Here is a 15,902-nt window from a genome sequence, read left to right on the forward strand (position 1 = left end):
CCGGCTGACTTACGAACCGACCTTGCGCTTGTTCCACACGTCGAACCCGACCGCGGCCAGCAGGGCCAGGCCCTTGATGACCTGTTGCCAGTCGGTGCCGACACTGAGGAGGTTCATACCGTTGTTCAGCACGCCGAGGACCAGACCGCCGATGATCGCGCCGAGGACGGTACCGACACCGCCGCTCATGGACGCGCCACCGATGAACGACGAGGCGATCGCTTCCAGTTCGAAGCTCAGGCCGGCCTTCGGAGAGGCCGCGTTCAGGCGGGCGGCTACCACCAGACCCGCCAGGGCCGCGAGCATGCCCATGTTCAGGAAGACATAGAAGACGACCTTCTTGTCCTTGACGCCCGACAGCTTCGCCGCCGGGAGGTTGCCGCCGATCGCGTAGATGTGGCGGCCGAAGACGGCGTTGCGCATCATGTAGCCGTAGCCGACGACCAGCGCGCCGAGGATCAGCAGCACGATCGGCGCGCCCTTGTAGCTGGCGAGCATCAGCGTGACGGTGAGCACCGCGGAGACCAGCGCCACCAGCTTGAGCAGGAACAGCTTGGCCGGCAGCACCTCCAGCGAGAACTCCTGCTGGCGCCTGCGGTCACGGACCTCCTGAAGGACCACGAAGACGATCACGGCCAGGCCCAGCAGCAGGGTGATGTTGTGGTAGTTGGTGCTCGGGCCGACCTCCGGCAGGAAGCCGTTGCCCATCTTCTGCAGGCCGCCCGGGAACGGGCTGAGGGTCTGCCCCTTGAGCAGGATCTCCGTCATACCGCGGAAGATCAGCATTCCGGCGAGGGTGACGATGAAGGACGGTATGCCGAGATAGGCGATCAGGAATCCCTGGACCGAGCCCGCCACGGCGCCCACCACGAGGCTCAGCACCAGGGCGAGGGGCCACGACACACCGTGCTGGACCGTCAGCACGGCCGCGAACGCGCCCACGAACGCCGTCAGCGAACCGACCGACAGGTCGATGTGGCCCGCGATGATCACCAGCATCATGCCGATCGCGAGGATCAGGATGTAGCTGTTCTGGAGGACCAGGTTGGAGATGTTGTGCGGCAGCAGCGTGCTTCCGTCGGTCCAGACCGCGAAGAGGGCGACGATCAGGCCGAGCGCGATCAGCATGCCGTACTGGCGCATGTTGCGGCGCATGCCGTCGAGCATCAGCCGCACCAGGTTCTCCCCGGTGTCGCCGCTGCCGCCCTTGCCGGGCGGTGCCTCGGCCGGGGTGTTGGTCACATCGGTGCTCATCGCGTTACCTCTTTGTCCTTCGTCATCTGACGCATCAGCACTTCCTGCGTGGCCTCGGCCCGCGAGAACTCACCGGTCAGCCGCCCCGCCGCCATGGTGTAGATGCGGTCGCACATGCCGAGCAGTTCGGGCAGCTCGGAGGAGATGAAGACGATCGCCTTGCCCTCGGCCGCCAGCTTGTCGATGACCGTGTAGATCTCGAACTTGGCCCCCACGTCGATGCCGCGGGTCGGCTCGTCCAGGATCAGCACGTCCGGACCCGCGAAGATCCACTTGCTGAGGACGACCTTCTGCTGGTTGCCGCCGGAGAGTTTGCCCACCGGCTCGAAGACGGTCGGCGCCTTGATGTTCATCGACGTGCGGTAGCGCTCGGCGACCTGGCGCTCCTCGTGCTCGTCGACGATCCCGCGCCTGGCCACCTTGCCGAGAGCGGACAACGAGATGTTGCGGTTGATCGTGTCGATGAGGTTGAGGCCGTAGTGCTTGCGGTCCTCGGTGACGTACGCGATGCCGTGGCCGACCGCCTCGGCGACGGTTTTGGTACGGATCTCCTTGCCGTCCTTGAGGACCGTCCCGCCCGCGTAGCGGCCGTACGACCGCCCGAAGACGCTCATCGCGAGCTCGGTGCGGCCGGCGCCCATGAGGCCCGCGATGCCGACGATCTCCCCGCGCCGCACGTGCAGCGACACGTCGTCGGCCACCTTGCGCTGCTGGTCGATCGGGTGGTGCACGGTCCAGTCGCGGATCTCCAGCGCCGGGGCCGCACCCTCCTCCGGGTGGTGCGGGGTGCGCTCGGGGAAGCGGTGGTCGAGGTCCCGGCCGACCATTCCGCTGATGATCCGGTCCTCGGTCGTCTCCGGCGCCTTCACATCGAGCGTCTCGATGGTCCGGCCGTCCCGCAGGATCGTCACCGAGTCGGCGACCTTGCGGATCTCGTTGAGCTTGTGGGAGATGATGATCGAGGTGATGCCCTGCTTCTTCAGCTCCAGGATCAGGTCCAGGAGCTTGTCGCTGTCCTCGTCGTTGAGCGCCGCGGTCGGCTCGTCGAGGATGAGCAGCTTCACCTTCTTCGAGAGCGCCTTGGCTATCTCCACGAGCTGCTGCTTGCCCACGCCGATGTCGGCGACGCGGGTCTCGGGGTGATCGCTCAGACCGACCCGGCGCAGCAGCTCGGTGGCGTGCCGCAGGGTCGTGTTCCAGTTGATGAAACCGCGCTTGGCGTGCTCGTTGCCGAGGAAGATGTTCTCCGCGAGGGAGAGGTAGGGCGACAGCGCCAGTTCCTGGTGGATGATGACGATGCCGTGGTGCTCGCTCGCCCGGATGTCCTTGAAGCCGCAGGCCTCTCCCTCGAAGAGGACCTCGCCCTCGTAACTCCCGTGCGGGTGGACGCCGGAGAGGACCTTCATCAAGGTCGACTTGCCGGCGCCGTTCTCACCGCAGATGGCGTGGACCTCGCCCTGCTGGACGGTCAGGGTGACGTCCGACAGCGCCTTGACGCCGGGAAAGGTCTTGACGATCGAGCGCATTTCCAGGACGGGTCCCGCCATGGTCGTGCCTTCCAATCCGTGAGGTTCGACGCTTACTTGAGCTGGTCCGCCGTGTAGTAGCCGCCGTCGACCAGGACCGACTGGTAGTTCGACTTGTCGACGCTCACCGGCTGGAGCAGGTAGGCCGGGACGACCTTCGCGCCGTTGTCGTAGGTCGTGGTGTCGTTGGTCTGCGGCTTCTTGCCCTTGAGGGCGTCGTCGACCATGGTCGAGGCGATCTTGGCCAGCTCGCGGGTGTCCTTGTAGACGGTCTGCGTCTGCTCGCCCGCGATGATCGACTTCACCGACGCCAGCTCGGCGTCCTGGCCCGTGAGGACCGGCAGCGGCTTGCTCTTGGAGCCGTAGTCGTCCGACTTCAGCGCCGACAGGATGCCGATGGAGATGCCGTCGTACGGGGAGAGGACCGCGTCGACCTTCTTGCTGGCGTACGACTTGGTGAGGATGTCGTCCATGCGCTTCTGGGCGGTGGCGCCGTCCCAGCGCAGGGTGGTGACCTGGTTGAGCGCGGTCTGGCCGGACTGGACGACGAGCTGCTTCTTGTCGATGTAGGGCTGCAGCGCCTTCATCGCGCCGCCGAAGAAGTACTTCGTGTTGTTGTCGTCGTTCGAGCCGGCGAAGAGCTCGATGTTGAACGGGCCCTTCTTGGAGCCGTCCGCGAGACCGAGCTTCTGCAGGATGTAGTTGCCCTGGAGCTCGCCGACCTTCGAGTTGTCGAAGGACGCGTAGTAGTCGACGTTCTTCGAGCCGAGGATCAGACGGTCGTAGGCGATGACCGGGATGTGGGCGTCCGCGGCCTCCTGGAGAACGTTGTCCAGGGACTTGTTGTCGATGGCCGCGACGATCAGCGCCTTGACGTTCTGCGTGATCAGGTTCTCGATCTGGGAGACCTGCTGCTGGGGGTCGTCCTCGCCGTAGACCAGCTTGGTCTTGTAGCCCTTGGACTCCAGGTTCTTGACGACGTTGTTGCCGTCGGCGATCCAGCGCTCGGACGACTTGGTCGGCATCGCGATGCCGATCGTCCCGCCCTTGCTGCTTCCCTTGTCCTCCTTGCTGCCGCCTTCGCCGCTCTGGCCACAGGCGGTGAGGGTGAGGGCGAGGGAGGCGGCTCCGGCTATGGCGGCGAGTGCGGCTCTGCGGTTACGCATGATCATCATCCTTGATGTCTGGGACCGGGCTGAGTCTCACGGAGCTGGGACGTTCCGGGAGTGTTACAGGTGAGGCTGAGAAGGTGTGTTGGATTGTGCGCGACTGTGTCTGCTTGTGTGAAGGGGGTTTGTGCGAACGTTATGAGGGAGTGTCGAACCGCGAGAGCGCCCCGGGCAGACGGGAGCCGAGCGGGGCCATGTCGCCGTCCGCGCCGTGCCGTGCCAGCAGGTCGAGGGCGAGACGGCCCCGCCGCACCCGCTCCCGGGCCGTGCTCAGGGTGAGGTCCCGCAGATGGTGTCCGTACGGGTAGATCCCGGGGGTCTTGGACAGCCCGAACTTCAGATAGAGCGGTGCGCCGCGCCGGATCAGCTCGGCGACCTCGTACATCCGGATGTACCCGCCGAGATCGTCGGGGGCCTCGATGTACATGTCCATGGGGGCGGCGGAGACCCGCCGGATCTCGGTGAGGTGATCGAGCGTCAGGTCGCTCGGCACGTTCAGCGAGTCGGCGCCGAGGTTCTCGTACACGGCGTACGAGGCCGGGTTGACCGGACCGATCAGCGCCGAGACCTTGAACGTCGTGTCGGCCGGGAGGATCCCGGCGACGCGCGCCCGGTGCAGCGTCCACAGGACGCCCTCGTCGGCGACGAGCAGGCACTTGACGCCCAGCTCCGTCGCCCGGACGGCGTCCTCGACACAGCCGGCCATCGCGTCGTGGCCGCGGGCGCGCAGCCCGCCGCCGCGCGAGTCGGAGCGCGTCGAGGCGCCGATGTCCCAGGTGCCGCGCGGTCCGGTGAACAGGCAGAGTTCGATGTCGCGTTCACCGGTGGCCTCGACCATCTCGGTGATCTCGGCGTCGGTCAGCATCCAGATGCCGCTGCCCTGGCTGATCCGGTGGATCGGCACGTCGAGCCGCGAGGCCTCCTTGAGGACCACGGCGAGAGCCTCGGGCCCCTCCACGGAGGGGACCTCGGTGCGCCAGCGGCCGCCTCCGGGGAAGGTGTGCGGCGAGGCGTCGTCGGGGGAGAGAGCGGGCGCGGCCAGGCCGAGCGCGGCCAGGGCCGGCTCACCGGGTCGACGGGGCGCCGTGGGAGAGGCGTCGGTCACAAGCTGTCCTTCATCGTTCGATATTTCGGTCATGGTTCGCGACCTTGGGCGCGCGAGGCCCGGTGTACGCCGGTACGGGGCCGTCAGGAACCCCGTACCGGCGTACGGTTCGGGTGGTCACGGCTTCAGCAGGACCTTGCCGACCTTGGGATCACCGGAACCCACCAGTTCGATGGCCTCCGGGAACGCGGCGAGCGGCAGCTCGTGCGTCACCAGCGGGGTCGGGTTCAGCAGACCCGCGCCGAAGACCCGAACCGTGTGCGCCCAGGCCTGAGGCGGAGCCCCGAACACGGTGTGCACCTCCAGCTGCCGTACGACGAGATCGGTCGGGTCGAGACCCTCGGCACCCGGCGCCGGGATCCCCGTGAGGACCAGGCGCCCGCCGCGCCGCAGCAGGGAAGCGGCGGTGCGCGCGGCGGACGCGGACCCGGCGGTCTCGATCACGACGTCGAAGTCGTCGGGGAGCTCCTGGTCCCTGGTGCGGAACTCCGTGGCACCGAACTCCCGTGACAGCGCCGCCCGGTCGGGGCGGGTGCCCACCACGAGCAGCTCGGCCGGGGAGCCCGCCCTCAGGAACTGCACGGCGAACATCCCGAGCGTTCCGGTGCCCACCACGGCCACGCGCTCACCGGGCCGCGCGTTCGCCTTGAGCGCGGCGGCCGCGATGCAGGCGGCCGGCTCCAGCAGGGCGGCGGCGCTCAGATCGGCGTCGTCGGGCAGGACGTGCAACAGCCGCGCCGGCAGTGTCAGCGTGGCCGCCATCGCGCCCGGCCGGGTGAAACCCGTCTCCTCGTACCCGGCCGTGCACAACGTCGTCTCGCCCGCGTGGCAACGGTCGCAGACCTGGCAGTTGCGGAAGCCCTCGCCGACGACCTTGCGGCCGACGAGCGTCGCCGGGACACCGGCGCCGACCTCCTCGACGGTCCCGGACCACTCGTGACCCGGGGTCAGGGGATAGCGGACGTAGCCCTCGGGCCGGTTGCCCTGGTAGACCTCGCGGTCGCTGCCGCAGATGCCGACCGCGTGCACCCGCACGAGCGCCTCGCCCGCCGACGGGCGGACCGGCTCGTGCGGGACCAGCCGGTGCTCGCCCGGACCCTCGACGAGGACCGCGGTGCTCACTTCGCCCCCTTGGGCTTGCGCTGCTCCCAGCCGTCGGCCCACAGGTCGAACCGGGCCTGCTGCTGCGGGAACTCGGCCGCCGCGTCGACGTCCAGCTCGACGCCGAGTCCCGGCTCGTGGGACAGCTCGAAGTAGCCGTCCACGACCTGCGGGGCGCCCTTGACGACCTTCTTGATCTCCGCGTCGGCGAAGTCGTTGAAGTGCTCCAGGATCTTGAAGTTCGGCGAGGTGAAGCCGACCTGGAGGGAGGCGGCGGTCAGGACCGGCCCGCCGACGTTGTGCGGCGCCACCAGGACGTAGTGCGCCTCCGCGGTGGCGGCCAGCTTGCGGGTCTCCCAGATGCCGCCGATGTGGCCGACGTCGGGCTGGATGATGTCGACCGCCTGGCTCTCGAAGAGCTCGCGGAACTCGATGCGGTCGTGGATGCGTTCACCGGTGGCGAGGGGCATGTCGACCTTGGCGGCCACCTTCTCCAGCGCCTTGAGGTTCTCCGGCGGCACCGGCTCCTCCAGCCACGCGGGCTTGAAGGGGGCGAGCTCGCGGGCGAGGCGGACCGCGGTGGACGGCGAGAAGCGGCCGTGCATCTCCAGCATCAGCTCGGTCTCGGGCCCGATCGCGTCGCGCACCGCCTCGATGAGCGACACCGAGTACAGCGTGGCCTCGTGGTCCAGCTCGAAGTGCCCCGTGCCGAAGGGGTCGATCTTGAGGGCCCGGTAGCCCCGCGCGACGACCTCCTGAGCGGCCTTGTGATAGGCCTCCGGGGTGCGTTCGGTGGTGTACCAGCCGTTGGCGTAGGCCTTGACCCTGTCGGTGACCTTGCCGCCGAGGAGCTGCCAGACCGGCACCCCGAGCGCCTTGCCCTTGATGTCCCAGCAGGCCATCTCGATGACCGCGATGCCGGACATCACGATCTCGCCGGCGCGCCCGTAGTCGCCGTACTTCATCCGGCGGACCAGGTCCTCGACGGCGAACGGGTCGGAGCCGAGAATATGGTTGGCCTGCGCCTCGTGCAGATAGCCGATCAGCGCGTCGGTGTGGCCCAGCATGCGGGTCTCGCCGACTCCGGTGATGCCCTCGTCGGTGTGCACCTGGACGTAGGTCAGGTTCCGCCAGGGTGTCCCGACCACGTGTGTGGTGATTCCCGTGATGCGCACGGCAGATGCCCCCTGTGCTTTCAGCTCTGTTCGAAATTTCGTCACACGTTCGAAATGCTGGCGTGACAGTAAGGACGCGGCCCGGGGGGTGTCAATGGGTCGCGCACATAACGGTTTCGACGCGATGGGCGTCTGATGGGCGTCAGGATGGCGGGGAATGGTCGGGGATGCCTGGGTCCGCCGGACCGGAATACTTGATTCCGCACAACATCTTCACAACTGCGCCTAGGAACGTTACCGGCGGTGACCCTAGTCTTCCCGCGTCATGGACTACTGCCACGTGTGCCGCAGGCACCTCAACGGCGCCTTCGCCTGTCCCGGGTGCGGCACCCCGGTCGACGAACTCGGCGCGGACGCCGAGGAGACCGGCGCGCGCCCGTCGACGGGTGCGGACGCCGACGCGCACCGGGGCGAGGACGGCGACGTCGAGTGGCGCTCCCGGCGTGCCGCGCGCCGGCGTGACGGTCTCGTCGTGGACACGGAGGCCGGGAGCGAGGGTGACCGGCGGGGTCCGAAGGCTCCGGCCGGCACCAGTCGGCGCGACCGCAAGGCCGCCGCGCACCGCCGCCGGCGCCGCCGCACCCTGTACATAGCCGTCGGCTTCGTCATGGCGGCCGGCGGTCTGAGCCTCGCCGAACTCGGCGTCGACGCGCCCGGGCTCGGCCCCAGCCCCGCCGCGGCGGAGTCGCCCGACGGCTCGGCCTCGCCGGCGGCGTCCTTGCTCAAGAAGGGCTCCCCCTCCAAGTCCCCCTCGGCCGGGCGTACGTCCACCTCCTCGCCGTCGGCCTCCGGATCGACCTCCGCCTCGCCCTCCGCGTCCGCGTCCGCGACGAGCGAGAAGAGTGCCGGGAGCGACGGGTCCTCGGCCGCCGGCACCCTTCCGGGCCGGTCCACCTCGGCCCCGGCGACCGCCTCCTCGGCCCCGGGCGCATCGGCCCCCGCCACCACGGGCCCGACGACGGCGGCACCCACCCCGGCGCCCTCGTCCTCGGGCGACTGCAACCGCTTCCTGTGGTGGTGCACGTAGCCGCAGGGGTGCCTTCCGGTACGGGCTGACCTCTTCCCGGCCCTCCGCCCTCCCGGTTCCGGGCCCTCCCGTTTCGGGGCTCTCCGGCACCCGGTCTCTCCGGTTACGGGTCCTGCGGGTCCTCCGGACGACCCCGGCGCTCGCGCCCTCGGGCGCCGTCGCCCGCGCCGCCCGCGCCGCCCGCGTCGCCCGGGGTCCCGCCCAGCATGCGGCGCAGCAGGTCGCGCAGGGCCAGTCGTTCCTGGTCCGAGAGCTCCGCCAGGGGTTCGCGGGCGAAGTCGAGCGAGTCGCGCAGCCCGCCGGCGATTCTGCGGCCCTCGGCCGTCGCCGCCGCCAGTTTCACGCGGCGGTCCGCGGGGTCCGGGCGGCGCTCCACCAGCCCCCGCGTCTCCAGTCGGTCCACGATCCCCGTGACGTTGGACGGCTCGCACCTCAGCTTCTGCGCCAGGCGGCGCATCGGCAGCGGCTCCAGCGAGAGCAGGCTCAGCATCCGCGCCTGCGCGCCGGTGAGGGCGTGTTCGGCGGCCGCGTCCTCGTACTCCTCGTGGTAGCGGGCCACGACCGTACCGATCAGTTCGACGACCTCCACGGTCAAAGGGTCGATCCGTGGTCTCTTGTGGGTGGCCATGCCCTCGATCGTACCGCGTTACTTGACATCATGAAATATTCATGAGCATCGTTGTTTCAGGTACTCATTGTTTGAGGTAGTGAAGCATTAGGTACCGAAGCACTGTCCGCCCACCGGTCACCGTGAAAGGCGCACCCTCATGTCCGAGACCCCCCAGCTTCCCTCCACCGGCCGTGAATGGCACCTGGTCAGCCGTCCGGTCGGCTGGCCCCAGCCCACCGACTTCGCCCTGGTCGAGGCCGAGGTCCGGCAGCCGGGTCCGGGCGAGGTCCTGGTCCGGAACGCCTACGTCTCCGTCGACCCGTACATGCGCGGCCGCATGAGCGCCGCCAAGTCCTACGTCGCCCCCTTCGAGCTCGGCAAGACCATGCAGGGCGGCGCGGTCGGCGAGGTCATCGCCTCGAACGCCGAGGGCATCGAGCCCGGCGACCACGTGCTGCACTTCCTCGGCTGGCGCGAGTACGCCGTCGTGGACGCCAAGCAGGCCGTCAAGGTGGACCCGGAGGCCGCGCCGCTGTCGACGTACCTCGGCGTCCTCGGCATGACCGGCCTCACCGCGTACGCCGGGCTCCTGCGCACCGCCTCCTTCAAGGAGGGCGACTCCGTCTTCGTGTCCGGCGCCGCCGGCGCCGTCGGCAGCCAGGTGGGCCAGATCGCCCGCCTCAAGGGCGCCTCCCGCGTCATCGGTTCCGCCGGGTCCGACGAGAAGGTCAAACTGCTCGTCGACGAGTACGGCTTCGACGCGGCCTTCAACTACAAGAGCGGCCCGGTCTCCCAGCAGCTCCGCGAGGCCGCGCCCGACGGCGTCGACGTCTACTTCGACAACGTGGGCGGCGACCACCTGGAGGCCGCCATCGGCTCCCTGAACCGGGACGGCCGCATCGCGGTCTGCGGCATGATCTCCGTCTACAACAGCACCGAGCCCGCCCCGGGTCCGCGGAACCTGGCCCGGCTGATCCAGACCCGCGGCCGCATCCAGGGCTTCCTCGTCGGCGACCACTACGACCTCCAGCAGGAGTTCGTGCGGGAGGTCGGCGGCTGGATCCGCTCCGGCGAGCTGAAGTACGCCGAGACGATCGTCGAGGGCATCGAGAACAACGTGGAGGCGTTCTTCGGCGTCCTGCGCGGCGACAACATCGGAAAGATGATCGTCAAGCTCTGACCCCGGCGGGGGCGGCGGCGGACCGGGGACGGCGACCGCCACCGAGGCGGCGGCGGACCGGGTGAGGACGGCCGCCGCCACCACGGACTGTGGCCCGGCGCGGCACCCCGATAGGGTCTCCCCATGCGCGATCTTGGGGTGGGTTTCGGCTATCTGCTGCGCGGCCAGCGGTGGGTGGCCCGGCACGGGAAGAGTTTCGGGTTCGGGCTGCTGCCCGGACTCGTCACGCTCGTCCTGTACGCGGCGGCGCTCGTCGCCCTCGGTGTGTACGGGGAGGACTTCGTCACCTGGGCGACGCCGTTCGCGGACGACTGGAGCAGCCCCTGGGACGGTCTCTTCCGCGGCTTCCTCACCGCCGTCCTGTTCGCCCTGGCGCTCCTCCTCGCCGTCCTCACCTTCACCGCGGTCACCCTGCTCATAGGCCAGCCCTTCTACGAGAGCCTCTCGGAGAAGGTCGACCGCGACGTCTCCCCGGACGGCACCGCCCCCGAGTCCGGACTGCCGCTCTGGCGCGAGCTGTGGATCTCCGCCCGCGACAGCCTCCGTGTCCTCGTGCGGGCCCTCGTCTGGGCGGTCCTCCTCTTCGCGCTCGGCTTCGTCCCGTTCATCGGCCAGACCGTCGTACCGGTGCTCGGCTTCTTCGTCACGGGCTTCTTCCTCACCGAGGAACTCGTCGCCGTCGCCCTGCAACGCCGCGACGTCGACCTGCGGGCGCGCCTCGCGCTGCTCCGCTCCCGCAAGACGCTGATCTGGGGCTTCGGCACCCCGCTGGGTCTCGCCTTCCTCGTCCCGTTCGTCGCGGTGTTCCTGATGCCGGGAGCGGTCGCGGGCGCCACCCTGATGGCCCGGGACCTGCTCGGCGAGGAGATCCGCGAGGGCGGCGCCGACGAGGACGCCGAGGAGGCGTCCGAGGAGCAGAGCACCGCCCCCTGACCGGGACGCTGCCCGTCGCCCGCCAGACCGCCTCCCGTCGCCCCCCCGGACCGCCCAGGCCTGCTGTCCCGCCGTCAGGCTCTCGCCCGGCGGGGCCGAATGCGCGAAGTTGGGGACCGACGGTTTTCGACGAGGAGGTGCCGGTATGGCGGACGCTGCGGTGGAAACGGCGAAGGACCCGGAGGACGTGGGGGCGGACGCGGCCCGGGAGGCCGTCGTCGAGGCGGCGCTCGGCCGGCTCGGCCTGGACGCGAAGGCCCGGCTGCTGTCCGGGCGGAACATGTGGACGCTGCCCGAGCTCCCCGAGATCGGGCTGAGGTCCCTCGTCATGTCCGACGGCCCGATCGGCGTCCGCGGTGTCCGCTGGACCGCCGACGACCCCTCCGTCGCGCTCCCCTCGCCCACCGCCCTCGCCGCCTCCTGGGACCCGGAGCTGGCCCGCCGCGTCGGCACGCTGCTCGCCCAGGAGGCGCGCCGCAAGGGCGTCCAGGTGCTGCTCGCCCCCACCGTCAACCTCCACCGCTCACCGCTCGGCGGCCGCCACTTCGAGGCCTACAGCGAGGACCCGCTCCTGACCGGCGCGATCGGCGGCGGCTACGTCCGCGGCGTGCAGTCCGGCGGGGTCGCCACCACCGTCAAGCACTTCGTCGCCAACGACGCCGAGACCGACCGCTTCACGGTGAACAACCTCGTCTCGGAACGCGCCCTGCGCGAGCTGTACCTGGCGCCCTTCGAGACCATCGTCGAGAAGGCCCGCCCGTGGGGCGTCATGACCGCCTACAACGCGGTCAACGGCACGACCATGAGCGAGCACAGCCGTCTTGTGAACGACGTCCTGCGCGGCGAATGGGGCTTCGACGGGTTCAACGTCTCCGACTGGATGGCGGCCCGCGACACCAGGGCCGCGATCGAGGGCGGCCTCGACGTCGCCATGCCCGGCCCCCGGACCGTCTACGGAGAACCGCTCGCCGCCGCCGTGCGCGCCGGGGAGGTGGCGGAGGCCACGGTCGACGCGGCCGTCCGCAACGTGCTCCGGCTCGCCGCCCGTGTCGGCGCGCTGGAGGGCGCCGACCCCGTCGTGAGCGAGGTGCCCACGGCCGTCGACGGACCGGCGCTGGCCCGCGAGGTGGCCCGCCGCGGCTTCGTCCTCGTCCGCAACGAAGGCGCCCTGCCGCTCCCCGCGGGGCACCGGGTCGCCCTCATCGGCGCCGCCGCCCGTGACGCCCGCGTCCTCGGCGGCGGCTCGGCCACCGTCTTCCCCGCCCGGATCGTCTCGCCCCTCGACGGCCTCACCGCCGCTCTTCCCGAGGGCACGGTGACCTACGCCGTGGGCGCCGACCTCGCCGTCGAACTCCCCGTCGCGGACAAGGGGTTCGAGCTGCGCGCGGTGTGCCGTGACACCGCCGGCGAGGTCATCGCCACCGCCTCCGCCCCGAACGGCCAGATCCAGTGGATGGGCGACGACCTGCCCGAGGGAGTCACGCTCCCCCAAGCTCTCGACTCCGCTCGAGCAGGGGGTACCCCCACGAACCTGCACAGTGTCGAACTCACCGGCACCTTCACCCCGCGCGAGTCCGGCGCGCACACCTTCGGCATCAAGGGCCTCGGCGCGTTCACCCTCATCGTCGACGGCACGACGCACTTCGACGGCGTCCAGGGTGCCGCGAAGGACGACCCGTTCGTGACGTTCTTCGGCGCGCCCGTTCCGCGCGGCCGGGCCGAACTCGCCGCGGGCGAACCGGTGGAGGTCTCCCTCACCCACACCGTCGTGTTCCCCGAGGACGTCCCGATGAAGGTCGTCGGCTTCTCCCTCGCCCACCAGGAGCCCGTGCGCGACGCCGACGAACTGATCGCCGAGGCGGTCGAGGCGGCCCGCGCCGCCGACACCGCCGTCGTCGTGGTCGCCACCACCGACCGCGTCGAGTCCGAGGGCTTCGACCGCGCGGACCTCGGGCTCCCCGGCCGCCAGGACGAACTGGTCCACGCCGTGGCCGCCGCCAACCCGAACACCGTCGTGGTCGTCAACTCCGGCTCCCCGGTGGAACTCCCGTGGCGCGACGAGGTCGCCGCCGTGCTCCTGAGCTGGTTCCCTGGCCAGGAGGGCGGTGCCGCCCTCGCCGACGTCCTCACCGGCGCCCACGAGCCGGGCGGCCGCCTCCCCACCACCTGGGGCTCCCTGGCCGACGCCCCGGTCACCCGGGTCCGCCCGGCGGACGGCGAACTCCCGTACTCCGAGGACGTCTTCATCGGCTACCGCGCCTGGGAGAAGGCGGGCAGGACCCCCTCGTACCCCTTCGGACACGGTCTCGGCTACACCGACTGGACGTACGAGTCCATCGAGGTCGAGGGCACCACCGTCACCGTCCGGGTCCGCAACTCCGGCCGGCGGGCCGGGCGCGAGGTCGTGCAGGTCTACCTCGCCCCGGTGGAACCCGGCGCCGACCGGCCCGCGCGGGCGCTCGCCGGATTCGCCGGAATCGAGGCCGCCCCGGGCGAGATCGCCGAGGCCGTCGTGGAGCTCCCGCACCGCGCCTTCGAGGTCTGGGACACCGCGACGGACACGTGGGCGTTCGTGAAGGGTTTGTACGAGGTTCAGGCAGGTCGTTCCCTTCTGGACCGCCGTCTGAGCACGATCATCGAGGCGTAACCATCGCGCCCCCCTTCGGCCGGCCCCGGCCCGGAACCTGACATCCGGACCGGGGCCCGCCGTTTTCTCCCGCGGCGCCCTCCGGGACGGCAATCCGGGACGGCCTTCGGGGCCACCTCAGGGACATGCCTTCGGGAACCACCTCCGGGATGCCTCCGGGCCGGTCTCCCTAGGGCCGTACGGAGAACTCGTACACCGTCTGTGACCGGTACACCGCGCCCGGCCGCAGCTCAGTGCTCGGGAAGTCCGGCCGGTTCGGGGAGTCGGGGAAGTGCTGGGTCTCCAGCGCGATGCCGTCGTTGGGGGCGAAGGGCTCGCTCAGGTGGTCCGCCGTGTAGAGCTGGAGACCGGGTTCGGTGGTCGCGACCGTGAGCACCCGCCCGGACGCCGGGTCGTACAGCTCGGCCACCTCCACCGGATCGGCGGTGAGCCCCTTGTCGAGCACGTAGTTGTGGTCGTATCCCGCGCCGGTCTTGCGGGGCTCGCGGAAGTCGAAGCGGGTGCCCTCGACCGGGTCGAACTCCCCGGTCGGGATGAGGGTGTCGTCCACCCTGGTCAACCGTGAGGCGTCGAGCCGGAGTTCGTGCCCCAGCGCACTGCCGGAGCCGGCGAGGTTCCAGTACGTGTGGTTCGTCAGGTTCACCACGGTCGGCGCGTCGGTGACCGCCTCGTAGGCGATCCGCAGCGCGCCCCGCTCGTCCAGCGTGTACGTCGCCGAGACCTCCAGGTGCCCCGGGAAGCCCTCCTCGCCGTCCGGGCTGACCCGGGAGAGCCGGACCCCGTGGTCGAGCGGCTCCGCGTCCCAGACGCGCTTGTCGAAACCGCCGTCGCCGCCGTGCAGCGAGTTGGGCCCGTTGTTCGGCTCCAGGCGGTGGGTCACCCCCTCCAGGGTGAAGCGGGCGCCCCCGATCCGGTTCGCGTACCGCCCGACCAGCGCGCCGAGATACGGCGCGGGATGGGCGATGTACCCCTCCAGGGCGGGAAAGCCCAGGGTCACGTCCACGGCCCGCCCGTCCCGGTCCGGCACCTCGGCCGACTGCACGATCCCGCCGTACGTGAGCACACGCACCCGGACCCCGGCGCGCTCCAGCGTCCATCGGTGGACCGGTGTGCCGTCGGAAAGTGTGCCGAAAAGTTCACTCATGAGGGAAACCCTAGGTCACGGGCTCGCGTGCCGTGACGGTCCGGTAGGCGATCTCCGCGAGTCGCGCCTGACCGTCCCTGCTCGGATGGAACCAGTCCCAGTGGCTCAACTGGTCCGCGCCGAAGCGGTAGCCGAAGACGGCGTTCCCGTCGAAACGGCAGCGCCGGTCCTTGGCGCACACCTCGCGCAGCACCTGGTTGTACGCCTTCACCCGGTCCAGCACCTGGCCCCGCCGCAGGGTCGCCGCCGCGTTCAGCGAGTCCGCGTCCCCGAGCATCGAGGGGCAGATGCCCAGCTTCCACACCTGCTTGCCCAGCGCGCTGCCGCGCCCCTCGGACCAGAGCCGCTTCAGGTCCGGCACGCTCGACACGTACACCTGCGTCTTGGGCAGAGCCCGCCGCAGGGTGTCCAGCGCGTCCTGGAACTCGGCGCGGAAGTCGGCGATGGACGTCATCGCCGAGGCGGAGGACCGGCAGGCGTCGTTGGCACCCGCCATCACCGTGACCAGCTCCGGCCCACGGGTCGCCGCCTCGGCCATCTGACCGGGGAGGTCCGCCATCCGCGCCCCGGTCACCGCGTAGTTCCAGCTCCGCTCGGCCGCCCCGGTCGTGCCGAGCAGCCGTACGGCGAGGGAGTCGACCCGCGGATCGCTGCCCGTCGCCCACGACACCTCGGGGCAGTCGGACAGCACACTGCACGCGTCGAAGCCACGCGTGATCGAGTCGCCGACCGCGGCCATGGAGTCCGGGCTGCGGTCCCAGACCGGCGTGGGCTTCGCCGACGGCCGAGGCTTCGTGGTCCCGCCGGGCGCCGAGGAGTCGCAGGCGGCGGTGCCCAGGAGAGCCGCCGCCGCGGCGGCGGCGAGGACGGCCCGCCAACGGTGGCTGCGATTCCGCATCCCCTGGTCTCCTCGTTCGTTGTACAGGGTTGGTCGGCACCCGCTCCGCGCGGTCGGTCGCACCACGTCGTACACGGTCGGTCGCGCCACGATTCCGCGGTGTGCCCGGCTCCGCCCGGAAGGCGGGCCCGGA

General features: G+C 70.5%; 12 protein-coding genes and 1 pseudogene. 4 read left to right on the forward strand and 9 right to left on the reverse strand.

The genetic code is table 11. From position 1 onward, the window contains the following. Positions 1–9: 9 nt before the first annotated feature. The 6 genes from mmsB to ACIQ7M_RS10560 form a co-directional block, all read right to left on the reverse strand. Positions 10–1,254: a multiple monosaccharide ABC transporter permease gene (gene mmsB, locus ACIQ7M_RS10535; protein ID WP_355770672.1), complete on the reverse strand. Its 1,245-nt coding sequence runs from the start codon at positions 1,252–1,254 to the stop codon at positions 10–12. After that, the gene (mmsA, locus tag ACIQ7M_RS10540) at positions 1,251–2,801 is read right to left on the reverse strand and encodes a multiple monosaccharide ABC transporter ATP-binding protein (RefSeq protein WP_403642101.1); all 1,551 of its coding nucleotides are present in this window, start codon (positions 2,799–2,801) and stop codon (positions 1,251–1,253) included. Before mmsA ends, mmsB begins: the two co-directional genes overlap by 4 nt. A gap of 32 nt (positions 2,802–2,833) precedes the next feature. Then, the gene (gene chvE, locus ACIQ7M_RS10545) at positions 2,834–3,946 is read right to left on the reverse strand and encodes a multiple monosaccharide ABC transporter substrate-binding protein (protein ID WP_355770666.1); all 1,113 of its coding nucleotides are present in this window, start codon (positions 3,944–3,946) and stop codon (positions 2,834–2,836) included. 139 nt (positions 3,947–4,085) lie between these two features. Then, entirely contained in the window at positions 4,086–5,087 is a 1,002-nt protein-coding gene (locus ACIQ7M_RS10550; RefSeq protein WP_389839292.1) for a hypothetical protein, read from the reverse strand. Positions 5,088–5,171: 84 nt separating this feature from the next. After that, a complete protein-coding gene (locus ACIQ7M_RS10555; RefSeq protein ID WP_403642106.1) occupies positions 5,172–6,176 on the reverse strand; it encodes a zinc-binding dehydrogenase in 1,005 nt (334 codons plus the stop codon). After that, on the reverse strand, positions 6,173–7,330 hold the full coding sequence (locus ACIQ7M_RS10560) for a mandelate racemase/muconate lactonizing enzyme family protein (protein ID WP_384796938.1): 1,158 nt from the start codon (positions 7,328–7,330) through the stop codon (positions 6,173–6,175). The genes ACIQ7M_RS10555 and ACIQ7M_RS10560 overlap by 4 nt, the downstream gene beginning before the upstream one ends. Positions 7,331–7,595: 265 nt before the next feature. Here ACIQ7M_RS10560 and ACIQ7M_RS10565 point away from each other — a divergent pair, with 265 nt between their 5' ends. Then, a complete protein-coding gene (locus tag ACIQ7M_RS10565; protein ID WP_403642110.1) occupies positions 7,596–8,357 on the forward strand; it encodes a hypothetical protein in 762 nt (253 codons plus the stop codon). A gap of 199 nt (positions 8,358–8,556) precedes the next feature. Here ACIQ7M_RS10565 and ACIQ7M_RS10570 read toward each other — a convergent pair. Next, positions 8,557–8,985 (reverse strand): annotated as a pseudogene (locus tag ACIQ7M_RS10570) (MarR family winged helix-turn-helix transcriptional regulator); the annotation flags it as partial. A gap of 139 nt (positions 8,986–9,124) precedes the next feature. Between ACIQ7M_RS10570 and ACIQ7M_RS10575 the strand changes: the two are divergent. The 3 genes from ACIQ7M_RS10575 to ACIQ7M_RS10585 all read left to right on the forward strand — a co-directional run bounded on the left by ACIQ7M_RS10575 (position 9,125) and on the right by ACIQ7M_RS10585 (position 13,727). Beyond that, entirely contained in the window at positions 9,125–10,147 is a 1,023-nt protein-coding gene (locus ACIQ7M_RS10575) for an NADP-dependent oxidoreductase (protein WP_386983604.1), read from the forward strand. A gap of 123 nt (positions 10,148–10,270) precedes the next feature. Beyond that, on the forward strand, positions 10,271–11,080 hold the full coding sequence (locus ACIQ7M_RS10580) for an EI24 domain-containing protein (RefSeq protein ID WP_403642113.1): 810 nt from the start codon (positions 10,271–10,273) through the stop codon (positions 11,078–11,080). 145 nt (positions 11,081–11,225) lie between these two features. Further along, entirely contained in the window at positions 11,226–13,727 is a 2,502-nt protein-coding gene (locus ACIQ7M_RS10585) for a glycoside hydrolase family 3 protein (RefSeq protein WP_403642115.1), read from the forward strand. Positions 13,728–13,896: 169 nt separating this feature from the next. On the opposite strand, the gene ACIQ7M_RS10590 is transcribed toward ACIQ7M_RS10585, so the two are convergent. Together ACIQ7M_RS10590 and ACIQ7M_RS10595 are read right to left on the reverse strand one after the other, a co-directional pair. Then, complete coding sequence (locus ACIQ7M_RS10590) at positions 13,897–14,871, reverse strand: aldose epimerase family protein (protein ID WP_403642117.1); 975 nt, start codon at positions 14,869–14,871, stop codon at positions 13,897–13,899. A 10-nt stretch (positions 14,872–14,881) separates the two neighbouring features. Next, positions 14,882–15,769 carry an SGNH/GDSL hydrolase family protein gene (locus ACIQ7M_RS10595; RefSeq protein ID WP_403642120.1) on the reverse strand — a complete coding sequence of 296 codons (888 nt, stop codon included), beginning with the start codon at positions 15,767–15,769 and terminating at the stop codon, positions 14,882–14,884. Between the last annotated feature and the right edge of the window lie 133 nt (positions 15,770–15,902).

Origin of the sequence: Streptomyces sp. NPDC096324 (assembly GCF_044763015.1) — a bacterium.
Classification (GTDB): domain Bacteria; phylum Actinomycetota; class Actinomycetes; order Streptomycetales; family Streptomycetaceae; genus Streptomyces.